This is a genomic window from Bacillus sp. FJAT-45037, from assembly GCF_002797325.1.
Taxonomy (GTDB): domain Bacteria; phylum Bacillota; class Bacilli; order Bacillales; family Bacillaceae_D; genus Alkalihalophilus.
The window spans coordinates 712,326-738,313 of record NZ_KZ454938.1 but is presented as its reverse complement, the minus strand read 5'-3'; the positions used below and the strand labels follow the sequence as shown (position 1 = coordinate 738,313).

At 40.5% G+C, this 25,988-nt stretch carries 24 protein-coding genes and 2 other annotated features; of the genes, 4 read left to right on the top strand and 20 right to left on the bottom strand.

Features of this window, described 5'->3' with window-relative positions; translation table 11 throughout:
- Positions 1-143: 143 nt before the first annotated feature.
- From CDZ88_RS03635 to lepA, 13 genes are all read right to left on the bottom strand, one after another.
- The gene (locus tag CDZ88_RS03635; protein ID WP_100372244.1) at positions 144-1,403 is read right to left on the bottom strand and encodes an MFS transporter; all 1,260 of its coding nucleotides are present in this window, start codon (positions 1,401-1,403) and stop codon (positions 144-146) included.
- 82 nt (positions 1,404-1,485) lie between these two features.
- Positions 1,486-1,738: a binding site (T-box leader), on the bottom strand.
- A gap of 393 nt (positions 1,739-2,131) precedes the next feature.
- The gene (locus tag CDZ88_RS03630) at positions 2,132-2,617 is read right to left on the bottom strand and encodes a GNAT family N-acetyltransferase (protein WP_100372243.1); all 486 of its coding nucleotides are present in this window, start codon (positions 2,615-2,617) and stop codon (positions 2,132-2,134) included.
- Positions 2,618-2,662: 45 nt separating this feature from the next.
- Positions 2,663-2,882, bottom strand: a binding site (T-box leader).
- A 488-nt stretch (positions 2,883-3,370) separates the two neighbouring features.
- A complete protein-coding gene (locus CDZ88_RS03625) occupies positions 3,371-4,183 on the bottom strand; it encodes an STAS domain-containing protein (RefSeq protein WP_100372242.1) in 813 nt (270 codons plus the stop codon).
- A gap of 574 nt (positions 4,184-4,757) precedes the next feature.
- The gene (locus CDZ88_RS03620; protein WP_100372241.1) at positions 4,758-5,012 is read right to left on the bottom strand and encodes a DUF4190 domain-containing protein; all 255 of its coding nucleotides are present in this window, start codon (positions 5,010-5,012) and stop codon (positions 4,758-4,760) included.
- A 327-nt stretch (positions 5,013-5,339) separates the two neighbouring features.
- Positions 5,340-6,689: a tRNA (N(6)-L-threonylcarbamoyladenosine(37)-C(2))-methylthiotransferase MtaB gene (gene mtaB, locus CDZ88_RS03615; protein ID WP_100372240.1), complete on the bottom strand. Its 1,350-nt coding sequence runs from the start codon at positions 6,687-6,689 to the stop codon at positions 5,340-5,342.
- Between the two features lie 6 nt (positions 6,690-6,695).
- Positions 6,696-7,448, bottom strand: coding sequence for a 16S rRNA (uracil(1498)-N(3))-methyltransferase (locus CDZ88_RS03610; RefSeq protein ID WP_100372239.1), 753 nt, complete (start codon positions 7,446-7,448; stop codon positions 6,696-6,698).
- 25 nt (positions 7,449-7,473) lie between these two features.
- Complete coding sequence (gene prmA / locus CDZ88_RS03605) at positions 7,474-8,406, bottom strand: 50S ribosomal protein L11 methyltransferase (RefSeq protein ID WP_100372238.1); 933 nt, start codon at positions 8,404-8,406, stop codon at positions 7,474-7,476.
- A gap of 143 nt (positions 8,407-8,549) precedes the next feature.
- Positions 8,550-9,665 carry a molecular chaperone DnaJ gene (gene dnaJ / locus CDZ88_RS03600; protein ID WP_100372237.1) on the bottom strand — a complete coding sequence of 372 codons (1,116 nt, stop codon included), beginning with the start codon at positions 9,663-9,665 and terminating at the stop codon, positions 8,550-8,552.
- A gap of 162 nt (positions 9,666-9,827) precedes the next feature.
- Complete coding sequence (gene dnaK, locus CDZ88_RS03595; protein WP_100372236.1) at positions 9,828-11,663, bottom strand: molecular chaperone DnaK; 1,836 nt, start codon at positions 11,661-11,663, stop codon at positions 9,828-9,830.
- Between the two features lie 39 nt (positions 11,664-11,702).
- Positions 11,703-12,263, bottom strand: a complete 561-nt coding sequence (gene grpE / locus CDZ88_RS03590) for a nucleotide exchange factor GrpE (RefSeq protein WP_100372235.1) — start codon at positions 12,261-12,263, stop codon at positions 11,703-11,705.
- A 122-nt stretch (positions 12,264-12,385) separates the two neighbouring features.
- A complete protein-coding gene (gene hrcA / locus CDZ88_RS03585; protein ID WP_100372234.1) occupies positions 12,386-13,417 on the bottom strand; it encodes a heat-inducible transcriptional repressor HrcA in 1,032 nt (343 codons plus the stop codon).
- A gap of 108 nt (positions 13,418-13,525) precedes the next feature.
- Entirely contained in the window at positions 13,526-14,692 is a 1,167-nt protein-coding gene (gene hemW / locus CDZ88_RS03580) for a radical SAM family heme chaperone HemW (protein WP_100372233.1), read from the bottom strand.
- A 73-nt stretch (positions 14,693-14,765) separates the two neighbouring features.
- Entirely contained in the window at positions 14,766-16,586 is a 1,821-nt protein-coding gene (lepA, locus tag CDZ88_RS03575) for a translation elongation factor 4 (protein ID WP_100372232.1), read from the bottom strand.
- A 205-nt stretch (positions 16,587-16,791) separates the two neighbouring features.
- Between lepA and CDZ88_RS17305 the strand changes: the two genes are divergently transcribed.
- Complete coding sequence (locus CDZ88_RS17305) at positions 16,792-16,950, top strand: hypothetical protein (protein ID WP_157796459.1); 159 nt, start codon at positions 16,792-16,794, stop codon at positions 16,948-16,950.
- Between the two features lie 20 nt (positions 16,951-16,970).
- On the opposite strand, the gene CDZ88_RS03570 is transcribed toward CDZ88_RS17305, so the two are convergent.
- The 3 genes from CDZ88_RS03570 to gpr form a co-directional block, all read right to left on the bottom strand.
- Entirely contained in the window at positions 16,971-17,339 is a 369-nt protein-coding gene (locus tag CDZ88_RS03570; protein ID WP_100372231.1) for a DUF3679 domain-containing protein, read from the bottom strand.
- Entirely contained in the window at positions 17,339-18,571 is a 1,233-nt protein-coding gene (gene spoIIP / locus CDZ88_RS03565) for a stage II sporulation protein P (RefSeq protein ID WP_100372230.1), read from the bottom strand. The genes CDZ88_RS03570 and spoIIP overlap by 1 nt, the downstream gene beginning before the upstream one ends.
- A 137-nt stretch (positions 18,572-18,708) precedes the next feature.
- Positions 18,709-19,830, bottom strand: a complete 1,122-nt coding sequence (gene gpr, locus CDZ88_RS03560) for a GPR endopeptidase (RefSeq protein ID WP_100372229.1) — start codon at positions 19,828-19,830, stop codon at positions 18,709-18,711.
- Positions 19,831-20,058: 228 nt separating this feature from the next.
- On the opposite strand from gpr, the gene rpsT reads away from it, so the two are divergent.
- The gene (gene rpsT, locus CDZ88_RS03555; protein WP_100372228.1) at positions 20,059-20,325 is read left to right on the top strand and encodes a 30S ribosomal protein S20; all 267 of its coding nucleotides are present in this window, start codon (positions 20,059-20,061) and stop codon (positions 20,323-20,325) included.
- A 51-nt stretch (positions 20,326-20,376) separates the two neighbouring features.
- On the opposite strand, the gene holA is transcribed toward rpsT, so the two are convergent.
- The gene (gene holA, locus CDZ88_RS03550) at positions 20,377-21,402 is read right to left on the bottom strand and encodes a DNA polymerase III subunit delta (protein WP_100372227.1); all 1,026 of its coding nucleotides are present in this window, start codon (positions 21,400-21,402) and stop codon (positions 20,377-20,379) included.
- 418 nt (positions 21,403-21,820) lie between these two features.
- On the opposite strand from holA, the gene CDZ88_RS03545 reads away from it, so the two are divergent.
- Complete coding sequence (locus CDZ88_RS03545; RefSeq protein WP_100372226.1) at positions 21,821-21,958, top strand: YqzM family protein; 138 nt, start codon at positions 21,821-21,823, stop codon at positions 21,956-21,958.
- Between the two features lie 9 nt (positions 21,959-21,967).
- Here CDZ88_RS03545 and CDZ88_RS03540 read toward each other — a convergent pair whose 3' ends face one another.
- The 3 genes from CDZ88_RS03540 to CDZ88_RS03530 all read right to left on the bottom strand — a co-directional run bounded on the left by CDZ88_RS03540 (position 21,968) and on the right by CDZ88_RS03530 (position 25,612).
- Entirely contained in the window at positions 21,968-24,340 is a 2,373-nt protein-coding gene (locus tag CDZ88_RS03540) for a DNA internalization-related competence protein ComEC/Rec2 (RefSeq protein ID WP_100372225.1), read from the bottom strand.
- Positions 24,341-24,355: 15 nt separating this feature from the next.
- Positions 24,356-24,925 carry a ComE operon protein 2 gene (locus tag CDZ88_RS03535; RefSeq protein WP_100372224.1) on the bottom strand — a complete coding sequence of 190 codons (570 nt, stop codon included), beginning with the start codon at positions 24,923-24,925 and terminating at the stop codon, positions 24,356-24,358.
- A 66-nt stretch (positions 24,926-24,991) separates the two neighbouring features.
- Positions 24,992-25,612 carry a helix-hairpin-helix domain-containing protein gene (locus CDZ88_RS03530; protein WP_100372223.1) on the bottom strand — a complete coding sequence of 207 codons (621 nt, stop codon included), beginning with the start codon at positions 25,610-25,612 and terminating at the stop codon, positions 24,992-24,994.
- A gap of 40 nt (positions 25,613-25,652) precedes the next feature.
- On the opposite strand from CDZ88_RS03530, the gene CDZ88_RS03525 reads away from it, so the two are divergent.
- Positions 25,653-25,913, top strand: coding sequence for a DUF2533 family protein (locus CDZ88_RS03525; RefSeq protein WP_100372222.1), 261 nt, complete (start codon positions 25,653-25,655; stop codon positions 25,911-25,913).
- Positions 25,914-25,988: the final 75 nt, after the last annotated feature.

Genomic DNA, 25,988 nt, shown 5'->3' with positions numbered 1-25,988 from the left:
TAACAAAATCAATACAATAATTGGGTATTTTACTTGTTTATTGAATAAACCTGCTCCTATAGTTGAAAAAGCGTCAGCCCTGTTCCACTAAACGCACCCGTTTGTTTAATAAATAAATCGTTATTATCGATGTAAATTCTATTTTAATTCAACTCTATTTTATCAAGTATAGTCGGTTGATAATATGTACTTTTTGAAGGTTGGATGTTGAAAGCACATAATGTTATAGAAATTGACAACATGATCACAGCCCCTGTAATGACCGCAAATTGAATTGAAAGCACCTGTGCAAAGAGGCCTATAATTCCAGTTGTTAGTATAATGAGCACTGCTTGGATTAATTCATATAAACTACCTATTCTACCCATTATATTTACAGGAATGTTATTTTGATAAAAAGTAAGGAAACCTGTGTTTGCAAATGCAAGAAAGAAGGCAAGGACAAAAAATCCTGTTGCTGCCATGATAAATGAATTTGAAAGAGCATAAATGATATAGCCGATCGATACAAATGTTGAACCTAATCCAATAAGAATTGAAGTGGCGATTTTCTTAACGAAAACTGTGTTCATAAATGCTCCAACAACTATGCCTGCTCCTGCAATACTTACTAAAAATCCGTAGTCACTATCAGATAAGTTTAGCACTTCTTTGGCAAAAGCAGCTTCCAAGGAATCGACAGCAGAAGTCATAACCATAACGGAACTAAATAAAAAGTAAATAAGAATAATATAAACGTTCCTTTTACTAAAATGCATGACTACCTGAAAATCTTTCTTTAATAGTGGTAGTGATAATTTTTCAGCCTTATTATTAACTTGTGAAGACTTCTCTAAATTCGGCATAAGGAATGTGATTAAACCTGATAAAAATAATGCAATCGCGTTAATTATAATGGCGAGTTCAGGCGTACCCATTATAAAAAGCACTCCTGCCAGAGCGGGTCCAAGAAGGAAAGCACCCGAATCAATTAAACTCCTTAAAGAATTAAATTTCTTTCTTTGTTCGAAAGGAATTAGTTTTGTGATATAAACCATCGATGCAGGGCCAAACATTGAGGTTGCCATATTAATAAAAAAGACCATTACATACATGAACCAAATGGATAGATCTAATAACCAAGGCAAAAGAAGTATGCAGATGGCTCTAACTATATCGAGAACGATCATCATGTTTCGAGTATTCAATCGATCAATCATACTACCAGACCAAAAGTTGGTGACTAAAGTGGCTAAAGGGATCAGAATATAAAGTGCCGCTACCGCAAGAGGAGACCCCGTGAGATCGAAAACGATTAAGTTTAATGCAATTAAGTACACCCAAGCACCTAAATTAGACACACCTATTCCAAGCAATAAAATAGAAGGATATTTCCACGATTCTAGTATGAGTTTTACATTCAATAAACTCACTCCTATAGTTTATTTTTATCACTGCATTTCTTTTATCAGCAAATAAAAAAATCCCACCCCCAAGACTTTTGGTCTTGGGGACGAGATTTAACAATCGTGGTGCCACCCCAGTTTATTAATATGTCACCATATTAACCTTTCAGGTACTGCCGTTATATGCTTATACCCTAGCTCTTTAACGGGAGCTCCCGTTACACCATCTCCCTTATAAGGTTCCGATGTAATACTCAGAGGCTTGGTTCAGTAATAATTTCCTTACTCCTTTTCAGCTTACGGAGCTCTCTGTGAAGAAAGTTATTATTTACTCTTCTCATCATCGCATATGTACATTATTTAACATTTTAAATATCATAACATCTTTTACCATATATTGTACATATCGATATTATTATTCTCAAAACAGTATAGGCCTATTATTGAATCTGCCACGTTAGTAAAAAAGCAATCCTACTCTATGCTCGGAACCGCAACCCGTTAGCCATCCATGCAGCGCAAAACAGCACTGCACCACAGAGAATGAAAAGGGTTAGGAAGTCGGCACTACTGATACGGACCTTAATCCAGTCAATCTAATCCATAGCCTTATTCACTAACACTTTCCTCTTTTTTTAACGATTGAGCAGGGTCTTTTTTCTGCTCTTGAAGAAACCTATTTTCATGGTAGTGCAATATGCCAGTGAACTATTTTAGCCTTAACTCTACTGAATTCTAAGCGATGTTTAAATTTTCAGGACCAGTTTTTTTGTCATTAACTTATGCCCGTATATTTCATCTTCGTATTCTTCCACTAAGTCAAACCCCTTAGCTTCATAAAAGTCTTCTCCGACTTTATTTCCTACTTCTACTTCCACAAAAATATTCGAAACATTATCAAGTTCATTTATACCTGCATCCAGTAGTTTCGTACCAATACCCTTACTGTGTTCTTGAGGATAAATATAAATTGCACCTAGTTCAGCCTGTGAATCTCTTAGAAAGAAATTAGAAAATCCTACTACTTTTCCGTTTAATACTGCAACAAATAACAGTGTTTTTTCGACTCTTAATGGCATATTTTCATCTGAATAGGCACTATTGATAAATTTATCTTGGATTAATCTTGGGATAAGACCTTCATATGTGTGGTTCCACGTTACTTTTGCTACTTTCTGTATTTCAGGGATATCTTTTAACTCTGCTCTTCGAATAACCATTTCATTTACCATAAAAATTCCTCCCAATATATATAATAAAAAACAATCTCATCTCTATAAAGAGACGAGATTGTTTTCACCCGCGGTACCACTCTAATAAACCTAATAAGGTTCTCTTAATGTTGTTAACGAGGGACTGTGCTCCCCGACATACTCTACTAAGGGTTCAAGTATGTTCCTCAAAAGTGCGTTTCATTAAGTAAGTTTCACCAGGCTCTCACCACCCCTGATTCGCTTAGCAAACTTAAATAATTACTCTCTTCATCTTCGGATTTCCATTTAATTATTTCTAACATCATAATATATAAGATTTAATGATTCAATGTTTTTGGAATATTTTAAAATATTTTTTCTTGAAGTAAAGCTACCCAATAGTTTAAGTACATTTTTTCACAAACTAAGTCTTTACTATTTAATTATATTACAATTATTTCCATTGATCTTCCAAAGTAAGCAGAATATCAACGTAGCAAACATGAGCCAATTTGATGTGTTTTTCACAATAAAAAAGAGACAAAATTAGTCTCTTTTTTGCTGTATATTTTTTATTTTTCTACCTCTGAACGGAACTACTTAAAATAATAAGTTAATATTATTTTACTTCAATAACGGTAAAACATAATTTATTTATTTATTTTGATTCATCTTCATTTTATTTCCTACTTATCATGGAATTACATCCTGAATTTTGTACCATACCTAAAACAGCTATGACCAAAAGACACTTCTATTTTTATTAGAAAATCAGATTGTAAGTTGGGAGGACTAATTAATATTTTCTAAAGCCTGTTTCACATTTGCATAGGCTTTTATGCCACCGAAATCAATCTTACTGTCAATAGCGTTCATAACTATATCCTTCCGGAGACCAGCACTTACAACATTAATCCCCATTAAACGAAAAACACCTCCTATTCTATGGAGTGCCTCAGCACTATAGGAATCGATTGTCAAAGCTCCGGAATAATCAGCTATTACATGCTTTGTTCTCATATTAGCAACCTTTGGGATTACATTTTCTATAATATGTTCAGTACATCTCTCATCGATCTTTCCAATAAGAGGGATAATTACAATATTTTCTTTGACAGGCACTATAGGCGCTGAAAGTTTTAGGATTTCCTCAAATTTATCTTTCTTAAATTTCTCCATCAGGCATTCATAGGTTATACAAGTTTCTGTCAGGCTAACATCTAATATAGAGTTTATTTTTTTCAATATATTAGTATGGTCCTTTAAGGATAAATCAAGCTCTAAACTAATTCCTGTGATTAAATCACTAAAAACCTCTCTTGTAGGTGGATACCGACGAACAATCTCGGATATTCGCCCTTCAGCAGTAACCTGCATCTCAGCATTTTTCTTACTCCACTCTATAAGACTGTTCGGCACCTCATTTAATTCTTCATCAATTGATTCTGCCAGAAAGCCGAAAAGATCAATATACATTGCAACAGCCTGGTCTTTCTCCCATTTTGGGATATCCAGTTCCATTCTTTCTATAACAGAGTCCACAATGTCATTAGCCAAAGACACTCTGTTCGATCTAATATATTTAGTGAAAACCACTAAATTCATTTTAAATCACGCCTTTTCTTTTATGATTAGCAGTTACATTTATATGAGGTTCAGTTTAGGAAACCATTTATTATTTAAAAGAATCTGCCCCTTTAACAATTCTTATAAAACAGTCTCTGGAGCTTAAAGTTTCGTGTGTTCAATCTAATAATACCAATTTCCACAATGAAATATATGAAATACGACAATTATATCATACTGCTTTTCATAATTATCTATTATCTGCTTCGATGACGCCATATAAATATATCGTAGCTCGAGGAAGCACCTACTTTTTCACGACTATCTCGTCCATATACTCTAGCTTTTTAGATTCCTCATGCACTTAGCTTACAGAACGTTACACGACATTGAAATGCCAAATTACCGCTTTCTCTTGCATATTCAAGACCACCAACATTTAGTTTATTTAATATCACACTCTATATTTTAAAGCATATTTTTCCATATATCGAGTTACCAAGAGCACCTGCTCCTGTTTGCCCTAAATAGATCCTCTATCGTTCTCCAAAATACCACGGGGGTTGCGTTAGTTAAAGAAGATAGAGTAAAGGAGCTTGGATGGTTATTGTAATTATGCTGGTGGTGCTTGGAATAACGATAGAATACCCACAGTAATCAGGAATGCCTGAAGCACTAATCCAATTATACTTAAGACAAAACCTGCTTTAGCAAGTTTATCACCATTCTCATTTGTTTTCTGGATTTCTTTTCTTGCTTGTCTTGAAACAATTAGACCTATTATCCCAATAAACAACCCAAAAGTGGGTATCAATATTGAAAGAATTCCTAAACCTAAACCAAATTTGGCTTTTCTATTTGTTTTCATTTAACCCCCCTCGAAGATTCATTATTTTAAATTCGTCTTTTCTTTTTCTTCTGCGAAAAAACTGCTCCGTTACTTTAAGTACATTACTTCACAAAGACTATTTATTCCTTCCATTTATTTTAACATAATTAACCAAGCCCTTCTTTTTCACAGTGAAATTCACATGACAAATCAAATCGCCATCACAAGTGGAGACAAAAAAACACATGTGATTTCTACTATGAAATCACACGTGTTTTTGCTTGCGAATGGCTTGTTTGCACCTCTAAAGTAAACCCATTCATGTTCGTCTTCTTAGTTTTTTTGTTCTATCCTAGCCTCTTAGTGTTATCCATTAACCGCGAGTCCCATTGCTTCGTCTTCTACTACTCGTACAAATTCACCTTGGTTATATGGATAGCCTGCTTTTGCGATTTTTACTTTGACAATCTTTCCGATCATCTCTTCGCTAGCTTGTACTTTCACCTTAAGATAGTTATCTGTGTAGCCAATATACATTCCACTATCTGCGTTTTCCTTATCTCGTTCTTCAGGAATGACCTCTAGCACTTCGCCTTCAAACTGAGAAGCATATTCCTTCGCTAGTTGATTGGAAAGCTCTATTAGACGGTGAACACGCTTATTTTTCAATCCTTCATCCACTTGGTCTTCCATACGAGCAGCTGGTGTGCCTGTACGTTTAGAATAAGGGAATACATGAAGCTCACTGAATTTATGCTCGGCAATAAAGTCAAACGTTTCTTGGAACTCTTCTTCTGTCTCACCAGGGAATCCAACAATCACATCAGATGTCACAGCTAGACCAGGAAGAGCTTCTTTTAAACGCTCCAAACGCTCAGCAAAGAATTCCATCGTATACTTACGACGCATCCGTTTTAAGACGGTATTTGAGCCAGACTGAAGCGGGATATGCAAGTGACGAACAACTTTTTCGGAACGGTCAATCACACGAATGACTTCATCTGTTAATTGGCTTGCTTCAATCGATGAAATGCGGATGCGTTTTAAGCCCTCTACTTGCTCTAGGTCTTCTAGTAAACGAGCTAGACTATAGTCTTTCAAGTCTTCTCCGTATCCACCAGTATGAATGCCTGTTAACACGATCTCTTTGTATCCTGCTTCCACAAGTTGAGTCGCTTGTTTTATGACTTCCTCAGGATCACGCGAACGCATTAATCCACGTGCCCATGGAATGATACAGAACGTACAGAAGTTATTACAGCCTTCTTGAATTTTAAGAGACGCACGCGTACGGTCTGTAAATGCAGGAACATCGAGTTCTTCATAGACGCGTGACTTCATGATGTTTCCCACACCATTAATGGGCTCACGCTCTTTTTTGAATTGCTCGATGTAATCAATCATCTTCGTACGATCTTGTGTACCGACAACAATATCAACACCAGGGATCGCCATGATCTCAGCTGGTGAGGTTTGTGCATAACAACCAGTGACACAAATGACTGCATCAGGGTTTTTACGAATCGCACGTCGAATGACTTGACGACTCTTTTTATCTCCCGTATTTGTTACGGTACAGGTGTTGATAACGTACACATCTGATGTTTGTTCATAGTCTACTTTGTCATAATCGGCATGTTTGAACAGTTGCCAAATCGCTTCTGTTTCATAATGATTCACTTTACAACCTAATGTATGAAAAGCCACAGTAGGCATACTTCTTCACCTCATTAATTCTAAATGGTACGAAATCGCCGCCAATACATAAAGTGGCGCTGTTTCCGTCCGAATAATTCTTGGACCAAGTCCACATAACACAGCTCCTGCTGCAGTTAGCTCTGTTGCTTCTGTTTCTGATAATCCACCTTCAGGACCGACTATAACAAGAAGAGAATCGCCTTCTTTTACCGTATTTAATACGTTTGAAAGAGCACTTGCTTCCCCACTTTTAGCCGATTCCTCGTAAGCCACCACTGTATGCGTGTAGTTTTTCACCTGTTGCACCAATTGAGCAAAAGAGATCGACTCTGCTACGGATGGTATTTTTTCTCGGTAGGATTGCTCAGCAGCTTCCTTAGCAATCTTCTCTAGTCGTTCGACCTTTTTCTTTGCTTTCTTCGCTTCCCATTTCACAATCGAGCGAGACGCTGCAAAGGGTTGAATATGATTCACACCTAATTCTGTGCCTTTTTGGGCCAGCAACTCTAGTTTATCACCTTTTGGTAAGCCTTGCGCAACCGTCACGCGAATTGGTAATTCTGTCTTTGGTTCGAGTTCTTCAACGATATCACACGTCACGAGCGTCTCCGTTACATGCTGAATCGATGCGCGTACCGTTCTGCCTGCATTATTAGAGCAAATGATCTCATCGCCTGCTTGCATTCGCATCACACGAGCAATATGCTTCACATCATCACCCGTAACGGTGACAGTCGCTTGTAACATTTGGTCTTTATTTACAAAATAACGTTGCATCTCTTCTCCCCACCTTACTAGAAGATTACACTTTAGCGATAATGGCTACCCAATCATCCATTTCAACGACTTCTTCAATTGTAAATCCAGCACCGATTAATGCATCTTTTACCTCTTGCTTCTTACGTTTAATAATTCCTGATGTGATAAATGTTCCACCCGGCTTAAGGATCGCTGCCGCATCTCCAACAAATCCGATAATGACTTCGGCTAAAATATTTGCCACAACGACATCATATTTTCCGTCGATTTGTTCAAGTAAATCACCTTGACTAATGGAAACAACCTCTTGCACATTATTTAATTTCACATTCGACGACGCACTTTCAACCGCTACTTCGTCTAGGTCAAGACCTTTGACACGCTTTGCTCCTAGCTTTGCCGCAGCGATACTTAAGACACCAGATCCTGTACCAACATCAACAACATCTTCTCCGCCTTTTAACACCGAATCTAATGCTTGTATGCACAGAACGGTTGTTGGATGAGTTCCTGTTCCAAATGCCATACCCGGGTCCAGTTCAATCACCATCTCGTCTTCATTTGGTTCATAGTCTTCCCACGTAGGCGTAATCGTAATTGATTGTGAGATTTTCACAGGTTTATAATATTTCTTCCATGCCGTAGCCCAATCTTCTTCGTTCACTTCAGAAAGTTGAACTTTGTTATGCCCTAGATCAATATCATAAGTTACTAGGCGATTAATTGATTCTTTCACTTCATCAATCGTCTCGAGTAAGAAACTGTTCACTAGAAAATACGCTTTAACAATGACCCCATCTTCAGGATAATCATCAGGTGAGAGTTGATAAATTTCGCCGTAACGCACACCCCAGTCTTTCGTGAGGTCAATTGGGTCCTCAATGACAACCCCACTTGCACCTGCTTCATGCAATATATTACATACTGGTTCAACTGCCTCTTCTGTTGTGTGAATGCTAAATTCCGACCATTTCATTGCTGTCCAACTCCATCCTTATCGTTTTTCCTAGAAAACTGTACTAATCAATAACAGGGAGAAAGCAGCAAAGGAAGTAAATGTCCTTTGCTGCTTCTTGTATACATAATTATAGACCGATTGTTCGCTGATGATACAAAGGATCAATCACCTTTGAATGCACGTTTAACTTTAGCGAAGAAGTTATCATTTTGCTCGTCTGGTTGGCCACCTGACATTTGAGCAAATTCACGGATGAGATCTTTCTCTTTATCCGTTAAGTTCTTAGGAGTGACCACTTGTACTTGTACGTGTTGATCCCCTTGACCTCGTCCATGTACGTTTGGTACACCTTTCCCACGTAGGCGGAAGTTTGTCCCAGTTTGCGTACCGGCCGGAATCTTTAACTTCACTTTGCCATTTAACGTAGGCACTTCAATCTCGTCACCTAAAGCGACTTGAGCAAAGGTTAACGGCATTTCACAGTAAACATCATCACCGTCACGCTCAAAGAATTCATGAGGCTTGACGTTAAATACGACAAATAAGTCACCAGCAGGACCACCGTTTGCACCAGCTTCCCCTTGGCCAGATACACGTAGTTGTTGACCGTGATCAATACCTGCAGGAACTTTGATGCTGATCTTCTTATGCTTACGAACTTTTCCTTTGCCGCCACACGTCGTACATTTATCTTTAATGTGTTTGCCTGTTCCTTCACAGTGATGACAAACACGACGATTCACTACACGACCAAATGGTGTGTTTTGCTCAACGTTTAACTGACCTGCACCACCACAATGCGAACATGTCTCTGGCTTCGTTCCTGGCTTTGCACCAGAACCTGCACAAGTTTGACACGATTCTTCACGTGGGATTTCAATTTCTGTATCTTTCCCGAACACCGCTTCTTTAAATTCAAGCGTCATCGTGTATTGAAGATCGGCTCCTTGCCGAGGGGCATTAGGGTTACGGCGTCCACCACCGCCTGCACCACCAAAGAACATATCAAAGATGTCACCAAAACCGTCAAATCCAGCGGCTCCACCGCCACCTTGGTTTGGATCAGTATGTCCGAATTGATCATAATGGTTTTTCTTTTGTGGATCACTTAATGTATCATAGGCATTTTTTACTTCTTTAAATTTGTCTTCGGCATCTGCTGCTTTGTTTACATCTGGGTGATACTTACGTGCAAGTTTGCGGTAAGCTTTCTTAACTTCATCCACCGATGCATTTTGATCGACACCGAGAACTTCATAAAAATCACGTTTACTCATGTCAACACTCCCGATTCTATTCCATAACGTACATCATATCATTACCTGTTTGAGATGCGCAAGCACTTTAGTAAGCCCTGCTTTTGTTGATCTCACTCGTTTTCGTCTACTCGTAGAAAAAGTCAAAGTCACAATAGCTGACTTTGACTTTTCTGTAAAACCTTACTTCTTCTCTTCTTCTTTTACTTCTTCGTAATCTGCATCCACAACGTTATCATCTTGTCCGTTTGCTTCTGCGCCTTCAGCACCTTCTGCTTGTTGTGCTGCTTGAGCCGCTTGCTCATAAAGCTTTGTTGATAAAGCCATTACGATTTCTTGTAGCTCATCTTTAGCAGTCTTGATCTCTTCAAGGTTATCTGCTTCGATAGCAGCTTTTAGCTTATCTTTCGCCGCTTCAGCTTTATCTTTTTCTTCTTGCTCAACGTTTTCGCCAAGGTCTTTTAAAGTTTTTTCTGTTGTGAACACTAATTGATCTGCTTCGTTGCGAAGTTCTACTTCCTCACGACGCTTCTTATCTTCATCTGCGTTCGCTTCAGCGTCTTTAACCATTTTTTCGATCTCATCGTCACTTAGACCTGATGAAGAAGTGATTGTGATTGATTGCTCTTTATTAGTTCCAAGGTCTTTCGCTTTAACATTTACGATACCGTTCGCATCAAGGTCGAATGTTACTTCGATTTGAGGAACACCACGTGGTGATGGTGGGATATCAGTTAATTGGAAACGACCTAATGTTTTGTTGTAAGCAGCCATTTCGCGCTCACCTTGTAAGACGTGAATGTCTACAGATGGTTGGTTATCTGCCGCTGTTGAGAATACTTGTGACTTAGATGTTGGAATTGTTGTGTTACGCTCGATTAACTTCGTGAACACGCCACCCATTGTCTCGATACCAAGTGATAATGGTGTTACGTCTAGTAATACAACGTCTTTCACATCACCAGTTAAGACACCTGCTTGAACTGCTGCACCAAGTGCTACCACTTCATCAGGGTTTACGCCTTTATGAGGATCTTTACCTGTCAGTTGCTTGATTGCTGATTGTACAGCGGGAATACGAGTTGATCCACCTACTAAGACGATCTTGTCGATTTCGCTCGCTGAAAGACCAGCATCTTGCATTGCACGACGAGTTGGTCCTAATGTACGTTCAACTAGGTCAGAAGAGATCTCTTCAAACTTCGCACGGCTTAGGCTTAGCTCTAAATGTTTAGGGCCGGTTGCATCAGCTGTGATGAACGGTAATGAAATTTGTGTTTGTGATACGCCTGAAAGATCCTTTTTCGCTTTTTCAGCTGAGTCTTTTAAGCGTTGCATTGCCATTTTATCTTGTGAAAGATCAATGCCGTTGTCTTTTTTGAATTGTTCTACTAGGTAGTCGATGATCACTTGGTCAAAGTCATCTCCACCAAGCTTGTTGTCTCCTGAAGTTGCTTTTACTTCGAAGAATCCTTCGCCAAGCTCAAGGATCGAAACGTCAAATGTACCGCCACCAAGGTCATATACAAGAATCGTTTGATCTTCTTCTTTTTCAAGACCGTATGCAAGTGCTGCTGCTGTTGGCTCATTGACAATACGTTCTACTTCAAGACCAGCAATTTTACCAGCGTCTTTTGTTGCTTGACGTTGTGAGTCATTGAAGTAAGCAGGTACTGTGATAACCGCTTTCGTTACTGTTTCACCAAGGTATGCTTCAGCATCTGATTTTAATTTTTGAAGAATGATAGCTGAGATCTCTTGTGGAGAATACTCTTTGCCCTCAATTGTTTCTTTATAGTCTGTACCCATGTGACGCTTGATCGACATGATTGTGTTAGGGTTAGTGATTGCTTGACGCTTAGCTACTTCCCCTACTTGACGCTCTCCATCTTTAAATGCCACAACAGAAGGAGATGTACGGTTACCTTCTGGGTTAGGAATAACGACTGCTTCTCCGCCTTCCATTACTGCCACACATGAGTTCGTTGTACCAAGGTCAATTCCAATAATTTTACTCATCTTAATTTTGCCTCCTAATTTTTCTCTCTATGTAGTGATTTATGCGTTCACTTTAACCATTGAAGGTCGTAAGACGCGATCTTTTAGTTTGTATCCCTTTTGCAATTCTTCCACGATCTGATCGGTTTCAAACCCATCTTCACTCACTTGAATTACTGCTTGATGTAAATGAGGATCAAAGGTTTGTCCAACCGTCTCAATTACTTCTACACCTTCATTTTTCAGCGTATCTTGTAATTGACGGTAGACCATTTCCATTCCACTTAGAAGCGATTTTGCTTCTTCTGTTTCTGGTTTTACAAGTAGAGCACGCTCGAAATTATCAACGACAGGTAGTAACCCTTCGATTAACGTTTGAGAGCGATATTTAGCAGCCGCTTCTTTCTCTACACGAGAACGTCGGCGTAAATTATCATAATCAGCTTGAACACGTAGCATACGGTTTGTTAACTCTGCCACTTGTGCTTCTGCTGTGTCTTCTTGCATGTCTTCCACTACTGTTTCCTCAGATGCTGATGATTCAGCTTGTTCTGAATCGACATGTTCGTCTTCGTGAACAGCTTTCTCATCTTCAAGAGTGTGTGTATCTTTTTCAGCCATCTGTTTTCACCTCCTACTAAAGTCAATCAAGTACGCTGCTAACGAGTAGCAGCACACTCACTATTTAAAGCTACGCAATTACGCAACTAACTTTTTTCCACTAACATACAATATTACCACCATTAACGCTCCTGATACAAGTTTGTTAATAGCTTGGTTAAGTCTTTTGACACCATATCTACCACACCGATGACCTTGCGATACTCCATTCGAGTCGGACCAAGAATCCCAATCGTACCCATATGTTTCCCACCTATCGAATACGTTGCGGTGATCATACTACAGGAGTCAAAAGCTTCAAAGTTATTTTCTTGACCAATCTTCACTTGAATTCCTTGATGAGGAGCCCGTAAGATCTGTTGCATAAGTTGATCTTCTTCAAGCATATTCAACAACATTCTTACTTTATCTACATCTCGAAACTCTGGTTGCGATAGAAGATTCGTTTTTCCACTGTAGAACACTTTCTCAGGACGCTCGGTGACAAACGAGGAGTCTAACGACTTTAACACTTCCGCATAATTTGTAACATGTGCCCTCATCACCTTGCTTACCTCAGTATTTAACTTTTCACGAAGCTTGTATAACGGCACGCCCATTAATCTCTCATTCAGGATATTAACGACACGTTCAATGTCAAAAGTCTCAACAGATTCAGGCAACTGAATCGTCTGATTTTCGACATGACCTGTATCTGTCACTAAAATGAGAATCGCAGACCCTGTAGCCAGGGGGATAATTTGTAACGAGCGCAATCTCGCTTCAAACATCTCTGGCCCAAGCACAATCGAGATATAGCTCGTCATGTTCGACAAAACTCTAGCTGATTGTTGGATTACTTCTTCGATTTCATGCATCCGCTCAGAGAAGTTCGTCCGAATATTAGCTTGCTCATCATCTGTTAAATCATGTGGCCTCAACATGTGGTCTACATAATAACGATACCCTTTTTGTGATGGAATACGACCTGCTGAGCTATGAGGCTTCTCAAGAAAGCCTAACTCTTCAAGGTCTGCCATATCATTACGGATCGTCGCTGGACTAAACGTAATATCCTCTCGCTTAGAGATGCTGCGAGAACCGACAGGCTCTGCTGATCGAATGTAATCATCAACAATGGCGTGCAGAATTAACAACTGTCTATCTGTTAACATCTCTCATCACCTCTGTTAGCACTCACCATCTTCGAGTGCTAATTCTAATGATAAATTATCAAATAGGCTCGCTTTTGTCAACGTTTAAGCACTAAAAAGCTAATAAATTCAGCTTTCATTTTTTTCCATGTCCTCATTCAAGACAGCTAAAAACTGCTCGAACACTTCATTTGCTAGTAAAAGTCCGTCATCAGTGAGTCTTAAAACGTCTCCATCTTGCTCTAACAACCCACGTTTGGTTAAGTTCGTAATTTGATCACGATACACTTCTTTTAGGTCAACGTTGTATCGCGTGGAGAGCGTAGATAGATTCACCCCGGCAAGCTTTCTAAGCCCCATAAACATCGCTTCTTCAATCTGTTCGACCTTTGTGACACGATGTTCTTGTAAATAAGGCAAATCCCCGCTTTCAATTGCTTGAATGTATTTCGAAATAGGGCCGATATTATGATTCCTAACTCCATTTACATACCCATGGGCACCCGCCCCAAAACCATAATACTCGTCATTGTTCCAATAAACGAGATTATGCTGGCTTTCATATCCAGGCTTCGCAAAATTACTAATCTCATATTGATCAAAACCGTTTTGTTTCGTTCTCGCTTGCAACTCCTGATACATCGTAACTTCGTCATCTTCTGGAGGCAAGCTCAATTTGCCTTTTCGTTGACGGTTAAAGAACACCGTTTTCTCTTCTATTTTTAAGGAGTAAGCCGATACATGCTCGACACCAAGTACACTTGCTTTCTCTATCGTATCAATAAATTGCTCGACTGACTGATTCGGCAAACCAAACATAAGATCAAGCGAGATGTTATCAAAACCCGCTTGACGACTTCTCTGCACCGCGTCATAGACACTGTGGCTTGTATGCGTTCGTCCAATCCCTTGAAGCAACGACGTATCAAATGACTGCACCCCGATGCTTAAGCGGTTTACCCCTGCTTCTTTCATGACTTGAAGCTTGTCCTCTTCACCTGAATCCGGATTCACTTCGACCGTAAATTCGACTAAGTCTTGCATCGGAAGAATACGATGCATCCCGTCAAATAAATGCTTTAGTTGTTCGGCAGATAATGCCGTCGGTGTCCCTCCACCGATATAGATCGTTTTCAACGTATCGATTGACGCTCGTTCGATCGTTCGTTTCATTTCTATGAGTAATGAGTCAATGTATTGATCAACTGGCTGGTTTTTCAAAAAGACTTTATTAAAATCACAGTAATGACAAATATGCTCACAAAACGGAATGTGAATATACGCTGCTGTTCTCATTTGTCTTACCTCCTTTTACCATCCGCGTTCTTAAGGAAGAATAAAACCGCAGGAATCCCTGCGGTTTTATGTTTTATTCGTCCATACGTAAGACAGCCATGAATGCCTCTTGTGGAACTTCTACATTTCCGACAGACTTCATTCGTTTCTTACCTTCTTTTTGCTTATCAAGAAGCTTACGTTTACGTGAAATATCTCCACCATAACATTTCGCTAATACGTTTTTACGAATCGCTTTAATCGTTGAACGCGCAATAACTTTTTGACCAATACTTGCTTGGACAGGAACTTCAAACTGTTGACGAGGAATCAATTGCTTCAACTTCTCAACAATGATCTTCCCACGCTCATAAGCTGAATCTCTGTGAACGATAACAGACAAAGCATCGACTTTTTCAGCGTTCAGTAAAATATCCATCTTCACAAGGTTGGACTGCTTGTACCCAATTAACTCGTAATCGAAAGAGGCGTATCCTTTTGTATTTGATTTTAATTGATCAAAGAAATCATACACAATTTCTGATAACGGAATCTCATACACAATTTGAACACGGTTAGCATCTAAGTACTGCATATCGATAAAGTTCCCACGTTTTTTTTGGCAAAGCTCCATAACAGAACCAACATAATCGTTTGGAACCATGACTTTTGCTTTGACATACGGCTCTTCTACATGCTCGACCTTTTGAGCATCTGGAAGGTTCGACGGGTTATCGATTTGGATTTCTTCGCCACTTGTTAAGGCTACCTTGTAAACAACACTTGGTGCCGTCGTAATGAGGGTAATCCCAAATTCACGTTCAATACGCTCTTGAATGATCTCCATATGCAAGAGTCCTAAGAATCCACAACGGAAACCGAAACCTAGTGCTTGGGATGTTTCAGGCTCATATTGCAAGGAAGCATCATTAAGCTCTAAACGCTCAAGCGCTTCGCGCAAATCATTGTATTCATTCGTATCAATTGGATACAACCCACAATAAACCATCGGGTTCATGCGGCGATAACCAGGTAATGGTTCAGTTGCTGGGTTGACGGCATTTGTGATCGTATCACCGACACTAGTATCCCCAACGTTTTTAATGGCTGCCGTTAAGAAGCCAACATCACCGACTGTTAACTCATCGCGTTTAGCTACTTTTGGTGTAAACACGCCGACTTCGATGACTTCAAATTCTTTCCCCGTTGCCATCATTCTAATCTTCTGACCAGGCTTCACTGATCCATCAATCACACGGATGTATGCGACAACTCCGCGGTAAGAATCATACAAGGAATCAAAAATTAATGCTTTTAATGGTGCACTCGGGTCCCCTGTTGGTGCAGGAACTTTCTCCACCACTTGCTCTAGAATCTCTTCAATTCCAATTCCATTTTTCGCTGAAGCATGGACAGCCTCTGATGCATCTAAGCCAATAACCTCTTCAACTTCTTGTTTCACACGCTCAGGATCTGCACTTGGTAGATCAATCTTGTTGATAACAGGCAGAATTTCAAGGTCATTGTCTAATGCTAAATACACATTTGCAAGGGTTTGCGCTTCAATACCTTGTGCTGCATCGACAATCAAAAGCGCCCCTTCACAAGCAGCTAAACTTCTTGACACCTCATATGTAAAATCGACATGTCCTGGTGTATCAATCAAGTGAAAAATATATTCTTCACCATCTTTTGCTGTATACGTTAATTCCACAGCATTTAACTTAATCGTGATTCCACGCTCACGCTCAAGGTCCATCGCATCAAGCGTTTGATCTTTCATTTCACGGTCTGTTAAAGCACCTGTTTTCTCTAAAATACGATCTGCTAACGTTGACTTACCATGGTCAATGTGAGCAATGATCGAGAAATTACGGATTTTCTTTTGACGCTCTACACGGTCATTATTATTCATATGCATTCACTCCTACTGAATCGTGCCAATATACACTATTTCTCATTATACCAATCGATCACACGCTCTTCAATACACAGATTAGAGTTCACCAAAATTCGAGCGGTCATTCTTCCAAATAAAATCGGGTGATAGGACAAGAATATCTCCCTTTCTTGGCGTACGATGTTGGATAGAAAACTTTTCTAAAGTAAGGAGTATAGCTATGACGAAGAACGAATTTGATCGACTCATGTCTTTGTTTGTTGACATTCAAAAGATGTCGTCACAAGAGATGCTTCCCAATGTTATTGAAGGTCCGAACCGTGATCGTTACGCCATTATACCGTCTTATTTTTTCGGAATCTTGAGAAGCCATCTGTGAAAAAAGAGTCGTAGCGCTGATTAACCGCTACGACTCTCTCCATTTAACACTTCATGCACAAAGGACATCACTTGCGATAAAGCCGTCCGACTTAATCGATTGGCTCCTTCAGCCACCGTCGACCCCAGTTCGGAGAAGAAATTAAATTTCCCCACCTCTTCGACTTTTTGGCGTTTTTCTTTCAATTCACTTTTCGATAAGACGTTTAGTTCATCTTTAGCAGGACCTATATCTGTTTGCGCTGCTTGTTTTTCGCTAGTTGCCTTTAGTTGCAGAGGGACTGGAGTTGTGATGCCGAGTTCTTCGTTCATATGCTGCACTCCGAACAACGAACCGAGTAAAAGAGTACAAAGAATCATGAGCACCACAGTCGCCAGTTTTTTCACCATTATTTCCCCTCTCCCTCTTCTCCACCCGTTTGAACCGCTTCCTCCGTCATGCTCGCCGCTTCACCATCTACGGCTTCTGCTTCATTCTCCCAATAGTATTCTGCAAAGACTTCCGCAAGAGCATCGGCTGAACGCAGCGTTTCTTCTAGGGTGTTGTAAACTCCACCAATCTCAACTAGCAATGAATTTTCAGCTAAATCTTGATTAAATTTCCCGTTTGTTCCTGGCCCTTTTTTCAACAGGACGCCTCGGCTTAAGCCTGGAAATTTTTCTTCTAACTTATAATGTAACTCTTCCGCTAATCGTTCATTTTTTTCATAGCTCGCATGCTCTCCACCAATGACAAACCATGTTCGGCCATAGTTTTCTCCGTTGATCGTCACTGTCGTTAATTCGCGTGGAACCGCATCCCGGTGTAGGTCAAAGAAATACGTCAAGTCATCATTTTGAGCAATGGCTTCTTTAACAAAATCCCTTGAAGCATCATACGATTTTCCGTATTGCCAGCCACGCTGTTTTAACTCACTTTGTACATCACGTCTTTCTACCTCTGTTCCAATTCCTCGTTTTTCAAGCTCTTGCGCGAGCCTTTCCCCAACTAATGTTATATTCACTTCCCCGTGGTGGGCTAAGCTAGGATCATTCGTTTCAAGTTCTGGTAAGAAGGATTCCGTATTATGTGAATGAATAATGTGAGCAACTTTTCGCCCATTTGTCGATCCTTCTGCAGGTTGTTCTTTTCTCAATTCTTCTAATTTGGCCAAACTTTCTTTCGTCGCTTCTCTCTCTGCTAATATCACTTCAAGAGGCGGTGCTGATTCAACTGGCAAGGTTGTATAGTCTGTTCCGTCCCCTGCGACAATAATGGTTGAGTCAAATAACGAAAACCCTGGTAACTCTCGGCCAAGCAAGCTCCTCGGGTCCTCTGGATTAATACTTGTCGCTACTTCAAAAGCGAGTGCCGATAATTGAATTGGTTCAGCATCTGGTGGCAGCTCTTGTTTAAAATATTGATTTTCCATTCCTAATAAATGAACGAAGTCCTCACCTTCTAAACCATTCGCCCATCTATGCACAGAGGAGGACGTCATCGCATATCCCGGCTCTAAAGAAGCGAGTACGCCTGTAAAAATAAAAAGGGTCATCACACTAACGATAATCAGTGCTGCTAGACGCTTTAGGCTTGTCTGATTCATTTTCACTGTGAATCCATGGAATCCCCTTCTCCGCATGCTCTCATCCTTTCTGCTTGTCCGCTTAAAAACTTAAGCAACATTTGCTCGTATTACAGACTTATGATGGCATGCGAGAAATAGAACGTCTAATCACAAAAAAACCCTTCCACATGTTTGTGAAAGAGTCCACTTTGTTAATGAGTATAGGCGCCTACATTATCTTGGTTTACTTTTTTATGGAGAGCTGCATTTAAACCAGCCGCAATCACATTGGCCATGTCGTCAATAAAGACATCGACTTCTTTAGGTGTCACCATGAGATTATGACCAAGCGGAGCGAGCACTTCGCGAATGAGTTGACGTTTCTCCTCTTCAGGTAATGTGCCGACCATACCCATAATCGTTTGTTTTTTCTCATCAGTCGGTAAATCTTCATCCGTTAACACACGCTTTTCACCAAATGTCATCCCAGCAGGAGCGAGTGAGCGTGACGGAGCGTCTCCTTCTTTCATTTCACGTCCAAAATGTTTTAACACATAGTCAATCGTGTCACTTGTAATCGAAACCGCATCAACGACGGTTGGTATCCCTACTGCAATCACTGGAATCCCTAGAGTATCTTGACTTAACTCTTTCCGCTTATTCCCTACCCCACTACCTGGGTGAATGCCTGTGTCGGATACTTGAATGGTTGCATTCACGCGCTCAATCGAACGAGACGCTAACGCATCAACTGCAATAACGAAATCCGGCTTTGTTTTTTCAATAATTCCAAATATCACATCGCTCGTCTCGATGCCCGTTAACCCCATGACCCCAGGTGTGACCGCACTGACAGGACGATAACCATCTTGAACTTGTTCAGGTGCCAGCTCAAATAAATGCCTTGTGATCAGAAGATTTTCTGCTACAATCGGCCCCAATGCATCAGGCGTGACGTTCCAATTTCCTAATCCAACAATTAAGCAAGTATCTTCTTCCTTGATTCCAAGGTTGACCATGAATTGATGGAACTGAGCCGCAAACACTCGCTCCATCTTTTCTTGAATCTCTGTATCTTTGCGGCGGATGCCTTGAGACTCAAACGTCAAATAAGATCCTTGCTTCTTACCAAGCCGCTTCGCCCCCACTTCATCGATTACCACAGTCGTCACTTTCACTTCATCAATCGTCTCTTCTTCAATATGAACACCACTTACTGGATTGTCTTCTGCTTCAGGAGCTTTACGTTCTTCTTCTTCAATCGCTAGTTGGTGAGCTTCTACAGCTAGATCTGTTCGGATTTGGTATTGATCTAAGTTTAATTCATTCTTCAAACTAACCACTCTCCTCGTTGAACTCATATATTTAGCGTCTCCATTCCCGGTTGTTTTCATTCTTTCTATTGCATTCATCCGTTATATTTGATAAAATGCAGATTGTTGTACTGATGATGCCAACGGGTGTCTTCATTGCCTTGAATAAAGGATACGAACCGTTCATAACATAGAAGATGGACTGGTGACAAAAGTGAACAATTGTTGTTTAACCAGGAGGTGAAAGGTATGCCAAATATTAAATCTGCAATCAAACGTGTGAAAACAAGCGACAAGCGTCGTGCGCAAAACACTGCTGTTAAATCTGCTCTACGTACTGCGATCAAGAACTTTGAAGCGAAAGTAGAAGCTGGTGAAAAAGAGAACGCTTCTGCAGCATATGTTGAAGCAACGAAGAAGCTTGACAAAGCAGCAAACAAAGGTCTTATTCATAAAAATGCAGCTTCACGTCAAAAGTCTCGTCTAGCTAAAAAGCTAAACAGCCTTTCTGCATAATGAACATAAAAAAACGACTCGAAATCGAGTCGTTTTTTTATTTCTCCGCACTTACAGCTCTTGTGTCATTCTTATTAACAGTAATTCTACCGCTAACACTTTATCCATTTTTCCTGACTTGATCGCATAATCGGTATCAGCTGCTCGGTTTAATAACTTCAGCAATGCCCGTTCGTCAAACTGAGCGACTTTAGCACCAGCAAGCTTGACCACATAAGGATGCAACTTCAATTGAGTCGCGATTTGTTTTTGTGAATAGGCTTGTTTTGATAAGCCTTTCACTTGATAATAAATCCGAAACTGTCGCGCTAATAAAGCTAGAATCTTTAGTGGATCTTCTTTTTGTTTTAATAAATCATGATAGATCGACAACGATTGCTCTAGCTGTTTTTTTACCGCGTAATCAATTAACGCGAACACATCTTGCTCCAATGTTCTCGCAACCAATAGCTCCACAGCCTCTGCACCAATCTCCCCATCATCACCTACATATAACGAGAGCTTATGCAGCTCCGATGCCATCATTAACAAATCAAACCCTACACGTTCGAGCAACTTTTCCACCGCTTGATTCGTGATTGATATGTCTTTAGACTTCACTTGATCGTCAATCCATTGCTTCATCATTCTCTCATCAAATGGCGTCGCCTCAATGACCGTTGCTTCTTTTTTCAATCGCTTTGTCGCTTTTTTACGTTCATCTAACTTTTCATACGGGGCAATGATGACCAAGGTCGATTCAGGAGATGGGTTTTCAAGGTATTGATTTAGCGCTTCTAAATTATGTTCAATTTTCGAATCTTGTTTTTGACTTGTTACAGCGAAGAACTCCTTCACAATCACTACTTTATTCGTTCCTAAAAACGGCATCGTCTCTGCTTCTTGGATCGCAATTTCAATCGGTGTTTCTGAATAATTATATGTAATAATATTCATGTCATCGCCGTCTTGACCAACTACTTGACTTAGGAGCTGATGAGTAAAGTCTTCAATTAAAAAGGCTTGCGTTCCATGAATAAAATAAACAGGCGCAACATTCCCTTGGCGCAATTCTTTTTTTGCTTGTAAATAATTCATCCGTATATTCCCCGATCCTCATGTAAATATTCTTGTCACTCATTGGTTATTATATGAAAGAGCTTGATCGCCTTTTTTTATGCCTCTTCCTAGCTTAGAAAAAAAAGTCGTCGTTGACAAGTATAAATAGAGAAAGGGATTTAGCACCCTTATGCCAAATCCCCATTTATGATAAACGTCATGATCCGAGATCCCGGGTAGCCTCGCTCATAACGATAATCAAGACCGTCTTTCATTAGTTATGATATCCTATGCAGGCCGATTCTATAGGTGACAACTCTTTACAATCGAGGCAGGCCACTCTCATCTTGGACAAATTATTGAACATTTGATCAATCAGCATAATTGTTCATGAATCGATATAGCTTTTTTGACTAGGTTGGATTATACTAAAAGTTGAATAAAGGAGGGGTGCCAGATGAATCATTTTGAAAAAGAAGTACAAAGTAATCGTAATGATGCAATCGATTCTGGTGTTGCCTTTGTTGTTTCTTTTGGCTTCTTCGCAACGATTTTTATCATTGCTTCGCTTGTCGATGTATTTTCAGCATTTTAAGCCAAAAGATCACAGGCAATAAGTACCATTTAGGTACATAAACAGAGTAGCGAGAGACTCTCGCTGCTCTGTTTTTTTCATGTTACCCCCAACAAACTTCATCGACCCATTTTCAATATGTAGCTGCACTGCGCCATGTTGATCGGTTCGAAGCACAGGAATCTCGTGCTCATCCAAACGCTCTGTCACTTCTTCATGTGGATGATTGAAACGATTGTTTCGCCCCGCAGAAATCAAAGCAAGCTTCGGTTTCACATGGGTCAAAAAAGACTCCGTCGTTGAAGTTCGACTGCCGTGATGACTCACTTTTAAAACGTCAATCGACAACTGCGGATACTCTCTAACCAATCGCTCTTCTCCCCCTTCTTCTAAATCTCCTGTAAATAAAAAACGCACTCCCTCAATCTCTGCATACAACACAATCGAGCGATCATTTAATTCCTGTTCGGTTCCAAACGGCGACAGCACAGCGAATTGAGAATCACCTTCTCGCCACGTAATCCCCGCCTCAACAAATTCAATCGCTGCCCCGTGTGCTGCTAATCCTGTTAATAACTCGCGTTCAAACTCTCCCTCTACGTCTCCGATGCCATATAACACGTTGTTAATCGTTATCCCTCCCACCAACTCTTTTGCCCCGCCAATATGGTCATAATGCCCATGCGAGAGAATCAATGCATCCACTCGTCGAATCCCTTTTGCATTCAAATAATGTAAAACAACGTCTCGCCCGACATCGTAACTTGTTTCCCGCTGCCTCCATTCTTCTTGTTGAAACCGGATCGTGCCTCCTGTGTCGATCACATACACCGCGCGCCTTCTTGGCAATTCGATGACAAAGCTATCGCCTTGACCTACATCGAGCATCGTCACGACAGCTTCTGTCTTCAGAAATGGGATCGATACTTGCAACATACACACAAAAAGAAACCCCACGACAGGTGTCAGCCACCAGGATCGTTTTTGCTGCTCCCACTTTATCAGGCTGATCAAACAAACAAGGAAAAAACAAACGAGCACCAACGCGTATGGCTTTCCTGTCACAAACGAAAACATCGGTACCTGATTGACGTTCACAATCGCCTGATGTAGTGGAGGGATGATTAATTGCAACAAAAGAATCGGAACATTTAGCGATAGCGGCAGAACGTTCATTAGTAACACACTAAGTAAGCTTAATGGTAAGACAATAAACGAGATCAGCGGGATAAAGATGATATTAAGAAGTAAAGTAAGAAACGAAAATTGATAAAAAGAGGAAAGAAGAAGAGGAAGCGAAGCGAGTTGAGCTAGGATCGTGACCGCAAGTAATCTTGATGCCCACCTCGAGTAGACGCGGTTGATCGTCTCTGCAGACAGTAAGAGCACGAAGGACACAAGAAAAGATAATTGAAAGCCCAATTGAAAAAGAATGAATGGTTGGATAGCAAGATACAGTAAGAACACTATGATTATTGAGAACAGGGGTGGTAGGGGAACTTTAAAACGAAGAAAGAGCAACACAAGGAGGGTCATGAGTGCGGCACGAACAACTGACGGCGCTCCCCCGGCGAGAACTATATAAATGGGTAGAAACAGACAGAGAATGTCATACGCTCGCTCTCTCGTCGTCCCTAGTCGAATGAATAGAAAAAATAGCGCCGACACAATTAATCCAACATGCAACCCTGACACAGCGAGAAGATGAATCACTCCGAGTTGCTGGTAGGCTTTGATCACCTCATTTTCGACGTACATTCGCTCGCCAAAGACTAACGCGATGATAATTCCCGCCGTTTTTGGATGGACTTGTTGTTGAATTCGTTCCATTTGATGGTGACGAAAGGCTTGTAAGCGATAGTAAACGGAGGACTTTACAGACTGACAGCTTAGTTTTGATAGATCTGGTTGTAAAATCCAATGAATGTTTTGTTCATATAAGTATTGTTTATAGTTGAATTGATAAAAATTGGTAGGGTCTGACGGGGTATGAAGGCTACCTTCAAAGCGGCACTGGTCACCTGGTATGACTTGCTTGAAGGCTTTTTGTTGCTCCATTGTATCGAAGTAACCGTGGACTTGAATGAGTTCTCCGAGCGAACTTTTCACGCGTAGCGAAAGACTGTCTCCATCTATTTTCGGTAGGGAATGAACCCTCGCTTCAATGATTTGTTCCCCTGCATGGTGAAGGGTCTGGTTCTGACTTTGCCCATACATCGCTAGCCCTGCATAGACAGTGAACACCACTAGAACGAGGATAATCTTCACTCTTCTTTCGGATGCGTTTTTAACGAGTAAGAAGAGAAGAAAGAGCCATATAAGATAAAAAAGCAAGCTCGGCCCTCGCAACACAAAGATGAGACCGAGCATAGCCGCAAGAGCAGCTATTACGCTATATACCATTCTCACCCCTCCATCTTATTCTTTTGGATCGTATAATAAGTGCATTTCTTCGGTTAATTCGTGTAATTCGGACTCGCTTAATCCAGCCTGTTTTAATTTGGTGTACATCTTCTCTGTTAGTTCTTGTTTTCCTTTTGAATGAATGTCTAGTACGGGTTGTTCTAGAACGACTTGTGAGACCTTTACGCCCGCAGTCTCAAATAATTCAACGGCATACGGATGATTTTTATAGTCTGTTGCATAGAAGACGTGTTTAATTCCTGCTTGAATAATTGATTTTGCACAATGAACACATGGAAAATGCGTCACATATACCTCTGCTCCTTGTGTGGGAACACCAAATTTCGCACATTGAAGCAACGCATTCACTTCTGCATGTATCGTTCGAATGCAATGATGGTCGACAACATAACAGCCATTGTCAATGCAATGATCGCTTCCTGACACCGACCCATTGTATCCTCCAGCGATAATTCGTTTCTCTCTTACAATCGTCGCCCCGACCATTAGGCGTGTACACGTACTTCTTAATGCGAGCAGATGGCTTTGTGCCATAAAATATTGATCCCATGAAATTCGTTCCATCGTCCTCACTCCTCATTTAACTCTTCCCCTCTAGTGTAGAGAACATAGTCGAGCTCCGTCAAATGGTTATTTCACACTGATCAAATCTTGAAACTTTTCAAATGACTTTTGCCCGATCCCTGAAACGTCCATCAAGTCTTCAATTTGTTCGAACCGACCTTTCTCCTCTCGATATTGTATAATCGCTGTTGCTTTAGCTGGTCCAATACCAGGTAGCGTCTCGAGTTCCGCTTGAGTCGCTTGATTAAGAGAGATCTTCCCGTCTCCACCACTAGAACCCTCTCCTCCGATTGATTGCGTAAACTCAGCCATCTCTAACTCTCCTTCAGTTGGAACAAAGATCACCATTTCATCATGCAATTTAGCCGCTAAATTTACCCCATCACCATAAGCATCGTCTAGAAATCCTCCTGCCAACTCAATTGCTTCATGAACGCGACGTTCTTCTTCTAGAACATACACTCCTGGTGCGACGACCGCTCCTTTCACATCGACCGTGACCGTTTGAGGCGCCGTCATTGGCTCGTCTTCATCTTGTTCGTCTTCTTCTGTCGTAAAAGTCCACTCCATTGCCGCTGACTCAACGGAATCAGTGTTGCTAAAATGGAGAATTAACACTACACTTAAACTAATCGCAACAAGCGTTAATACGCCAACCATATATTTGTTTTTACCTTCAAAATTCATCACAAATTACCTCCGCATAAAATTTGAAAGGGTGTCACAGATGACGAATGTACATGCACAAATTTCAGAACAAGTAAAAAATCACCGCCAAGCTCAAAAGGAATTTCTAGCACTTGATGCCAAAAGAGAGCAAGCGATTGATCGTGTGTTAAAAGAAGCAAAAAAAGGCCTACATATTTCTGTTCAAGAAATTAATTCGATTACAAAAGAAATGAATGAGATTGCTTCTACGTTTTATTTTCCACCTCGTAAAGAAGTGACTCATGACATGATCCTAGACTACCTCCATCGTTCCGAGTAAGAATCACACATACTTTGCCCTCACTCTTCATACTGATGTGATAACGACATGTTTGCACGATGTTTTGAAGAAGGA

Excerpts from the sequence above, each read along its gene's own strand:
- hemW (WP_100372233.1), bottom strand. The coding sequence starts at position 14,692 with ATGAGAACAGCAGCGTATATTCACATTCCGTTTTGTGAGCATATTTGT.
- CDZ88_RS03525 (WP_100372222.1), top strand. The coding sequence starts at position 25,653 with ATGACGAATGTACATGCACAAATTTCAGAACAAGTAAAAAATCACCGC.
- dnaJ (WP_100372237.1), bottom strand. The coding sequence starts at position 9,665 with ATGAGTAAACGTGATTTTTATGAAGTTCTCGGTGTCGATCAAAATGCA.
- CDZ88_RS03530 (WP_100372223.1), bottom strand. The coding sequence starts at position 25,612 with ATGAATTTTGAAGGTAAAAACAAATATATGGTTGGCGTATTAACGCTT.
- lepA (WP_100372232.1), bottom strand. The coding sequence starts at position 16,586 with ATGAATAATAATGACCGTGTAGAGCGTCAAAAGAAAATCCGTAATTTC.
- CDZ88_RS03620 (WP_100372241.1), bottom strand. The coding sequence starts at position 5,012 with ATGAAAACAAATAGAAAAGCCAAATTTGGTTTAGGTTTAGGAATTCTT.
- dnaK (WP_100372236.1), bottom strand. The coding sequence starts at position 11,663 with ATGAGTAAAATTATTGGAATTGACCTTGGTACAACGAACTCATGTGTG.
- hrcA (WP_100372234.1), bottom strand. The coding sequence starts at position 13,417 with ATGTTAACAGATAGACAGTTGTTAATTCTGCACGCCATTGTTGATGAT.
- CDZ88_RS03570 (WP_100372231.1), bottom strand. The coding sequence starts at position 17,339 with ATGGTGAAAAAACTGGCGACTGTGGTGCTCATGATTCTTTGTACTCTT.
- spoIIP (WP_100372230.1), bottom strand. The coding sequence starts at position 18,571 with ATGCGGAGAAGGGGATTCCATGGATTCACAGTGAAAATGAATCAGACA.
- CDZ88_RS03545 (WP_100372226.1), top strand. The coding sequence starts at position 21,821 with ATGAATCATTTTGAAAAAGAAGTACAAAGTAATCGTAATGATGCAATC.
- mtaB (WP_100372240.1), bottom strand. The coding sequence starts at position 6,689 with ATGCCTACTGTGGCTTTTCATACATTAGGTTGTAAAGTGAATCATTAT.
- rpsT (WP_100372228.1), top strand. The coding sequence starts at position 20,059 with ATGCCAAATATTAAATCTGCAATCAAACGTGTGAAAACAAGCGACAAG.
- CDZ88_RS03610 (WP_100372239.1), bottom strand. The coding sequence starts at position 7,448 with ATGCAACGTTATTTTGTAAATAAAGACCAAATGTTACAAGCGACTGTC.
- CDZ88_RS03630 (WP_100372243.1), bottom strand. The coding sequence starts at position 2,617 with ATGGTAAATGAAATGGTTATTCGAAGAGCAGAGTTAAAAGATATCCCT.
- prmA (WP_100372238.1), bottom strand. The coding sequence starts at position 8,406 with ATGAAATGGTCGGAATTTAGCATTCACACAACAGAAGAGGCAGTTGAA.
- CDZ88_RS03540 (WP_100372225.1), bottom strand. The coding sequence starts at position 24,340 with ATGGTATATAGCGTAATAGCTGCTCTTGCGGCTATGCTCGGTCTCATC.
- CDZ88_RS03535 (WP_100372224.1), bottom strand. The coding sequence starts at position 24,925 with ATGGAACGAATTTCATGGGATCAATATTTTATGGCACAAAGCCATCTG.
- grpE (WP_100372235.1), bottom strand. The coding sequence starts at position 12,263 with ATGGCTGAAAAAGATACACACACTCTTGAAGATGAGAAAGCTGTTCAC.
- CDZ88_RS03625 (WP_100372242.1), bottom strand. The coding sequence starts at position 4,183 with ATGAATTTAGTGGTTTTCACTAAATATATTAGATCGAACAGAGTGTCT.
- holA (WP_100372227.1), bottom strand. The coding sequence starts at position 21,402 with ATGAATTATTTACAAGCAAAAAAAGAATTGCGCCAAGGGAATGTTGCG.
- CDZ88_RS17305 (WP_157796459.1), top strand. The coding sequence starts at position 16,792 with ATGACGAAGAACGAATTTGATCGACTCATGTCTTTGTTTGTTGACATT.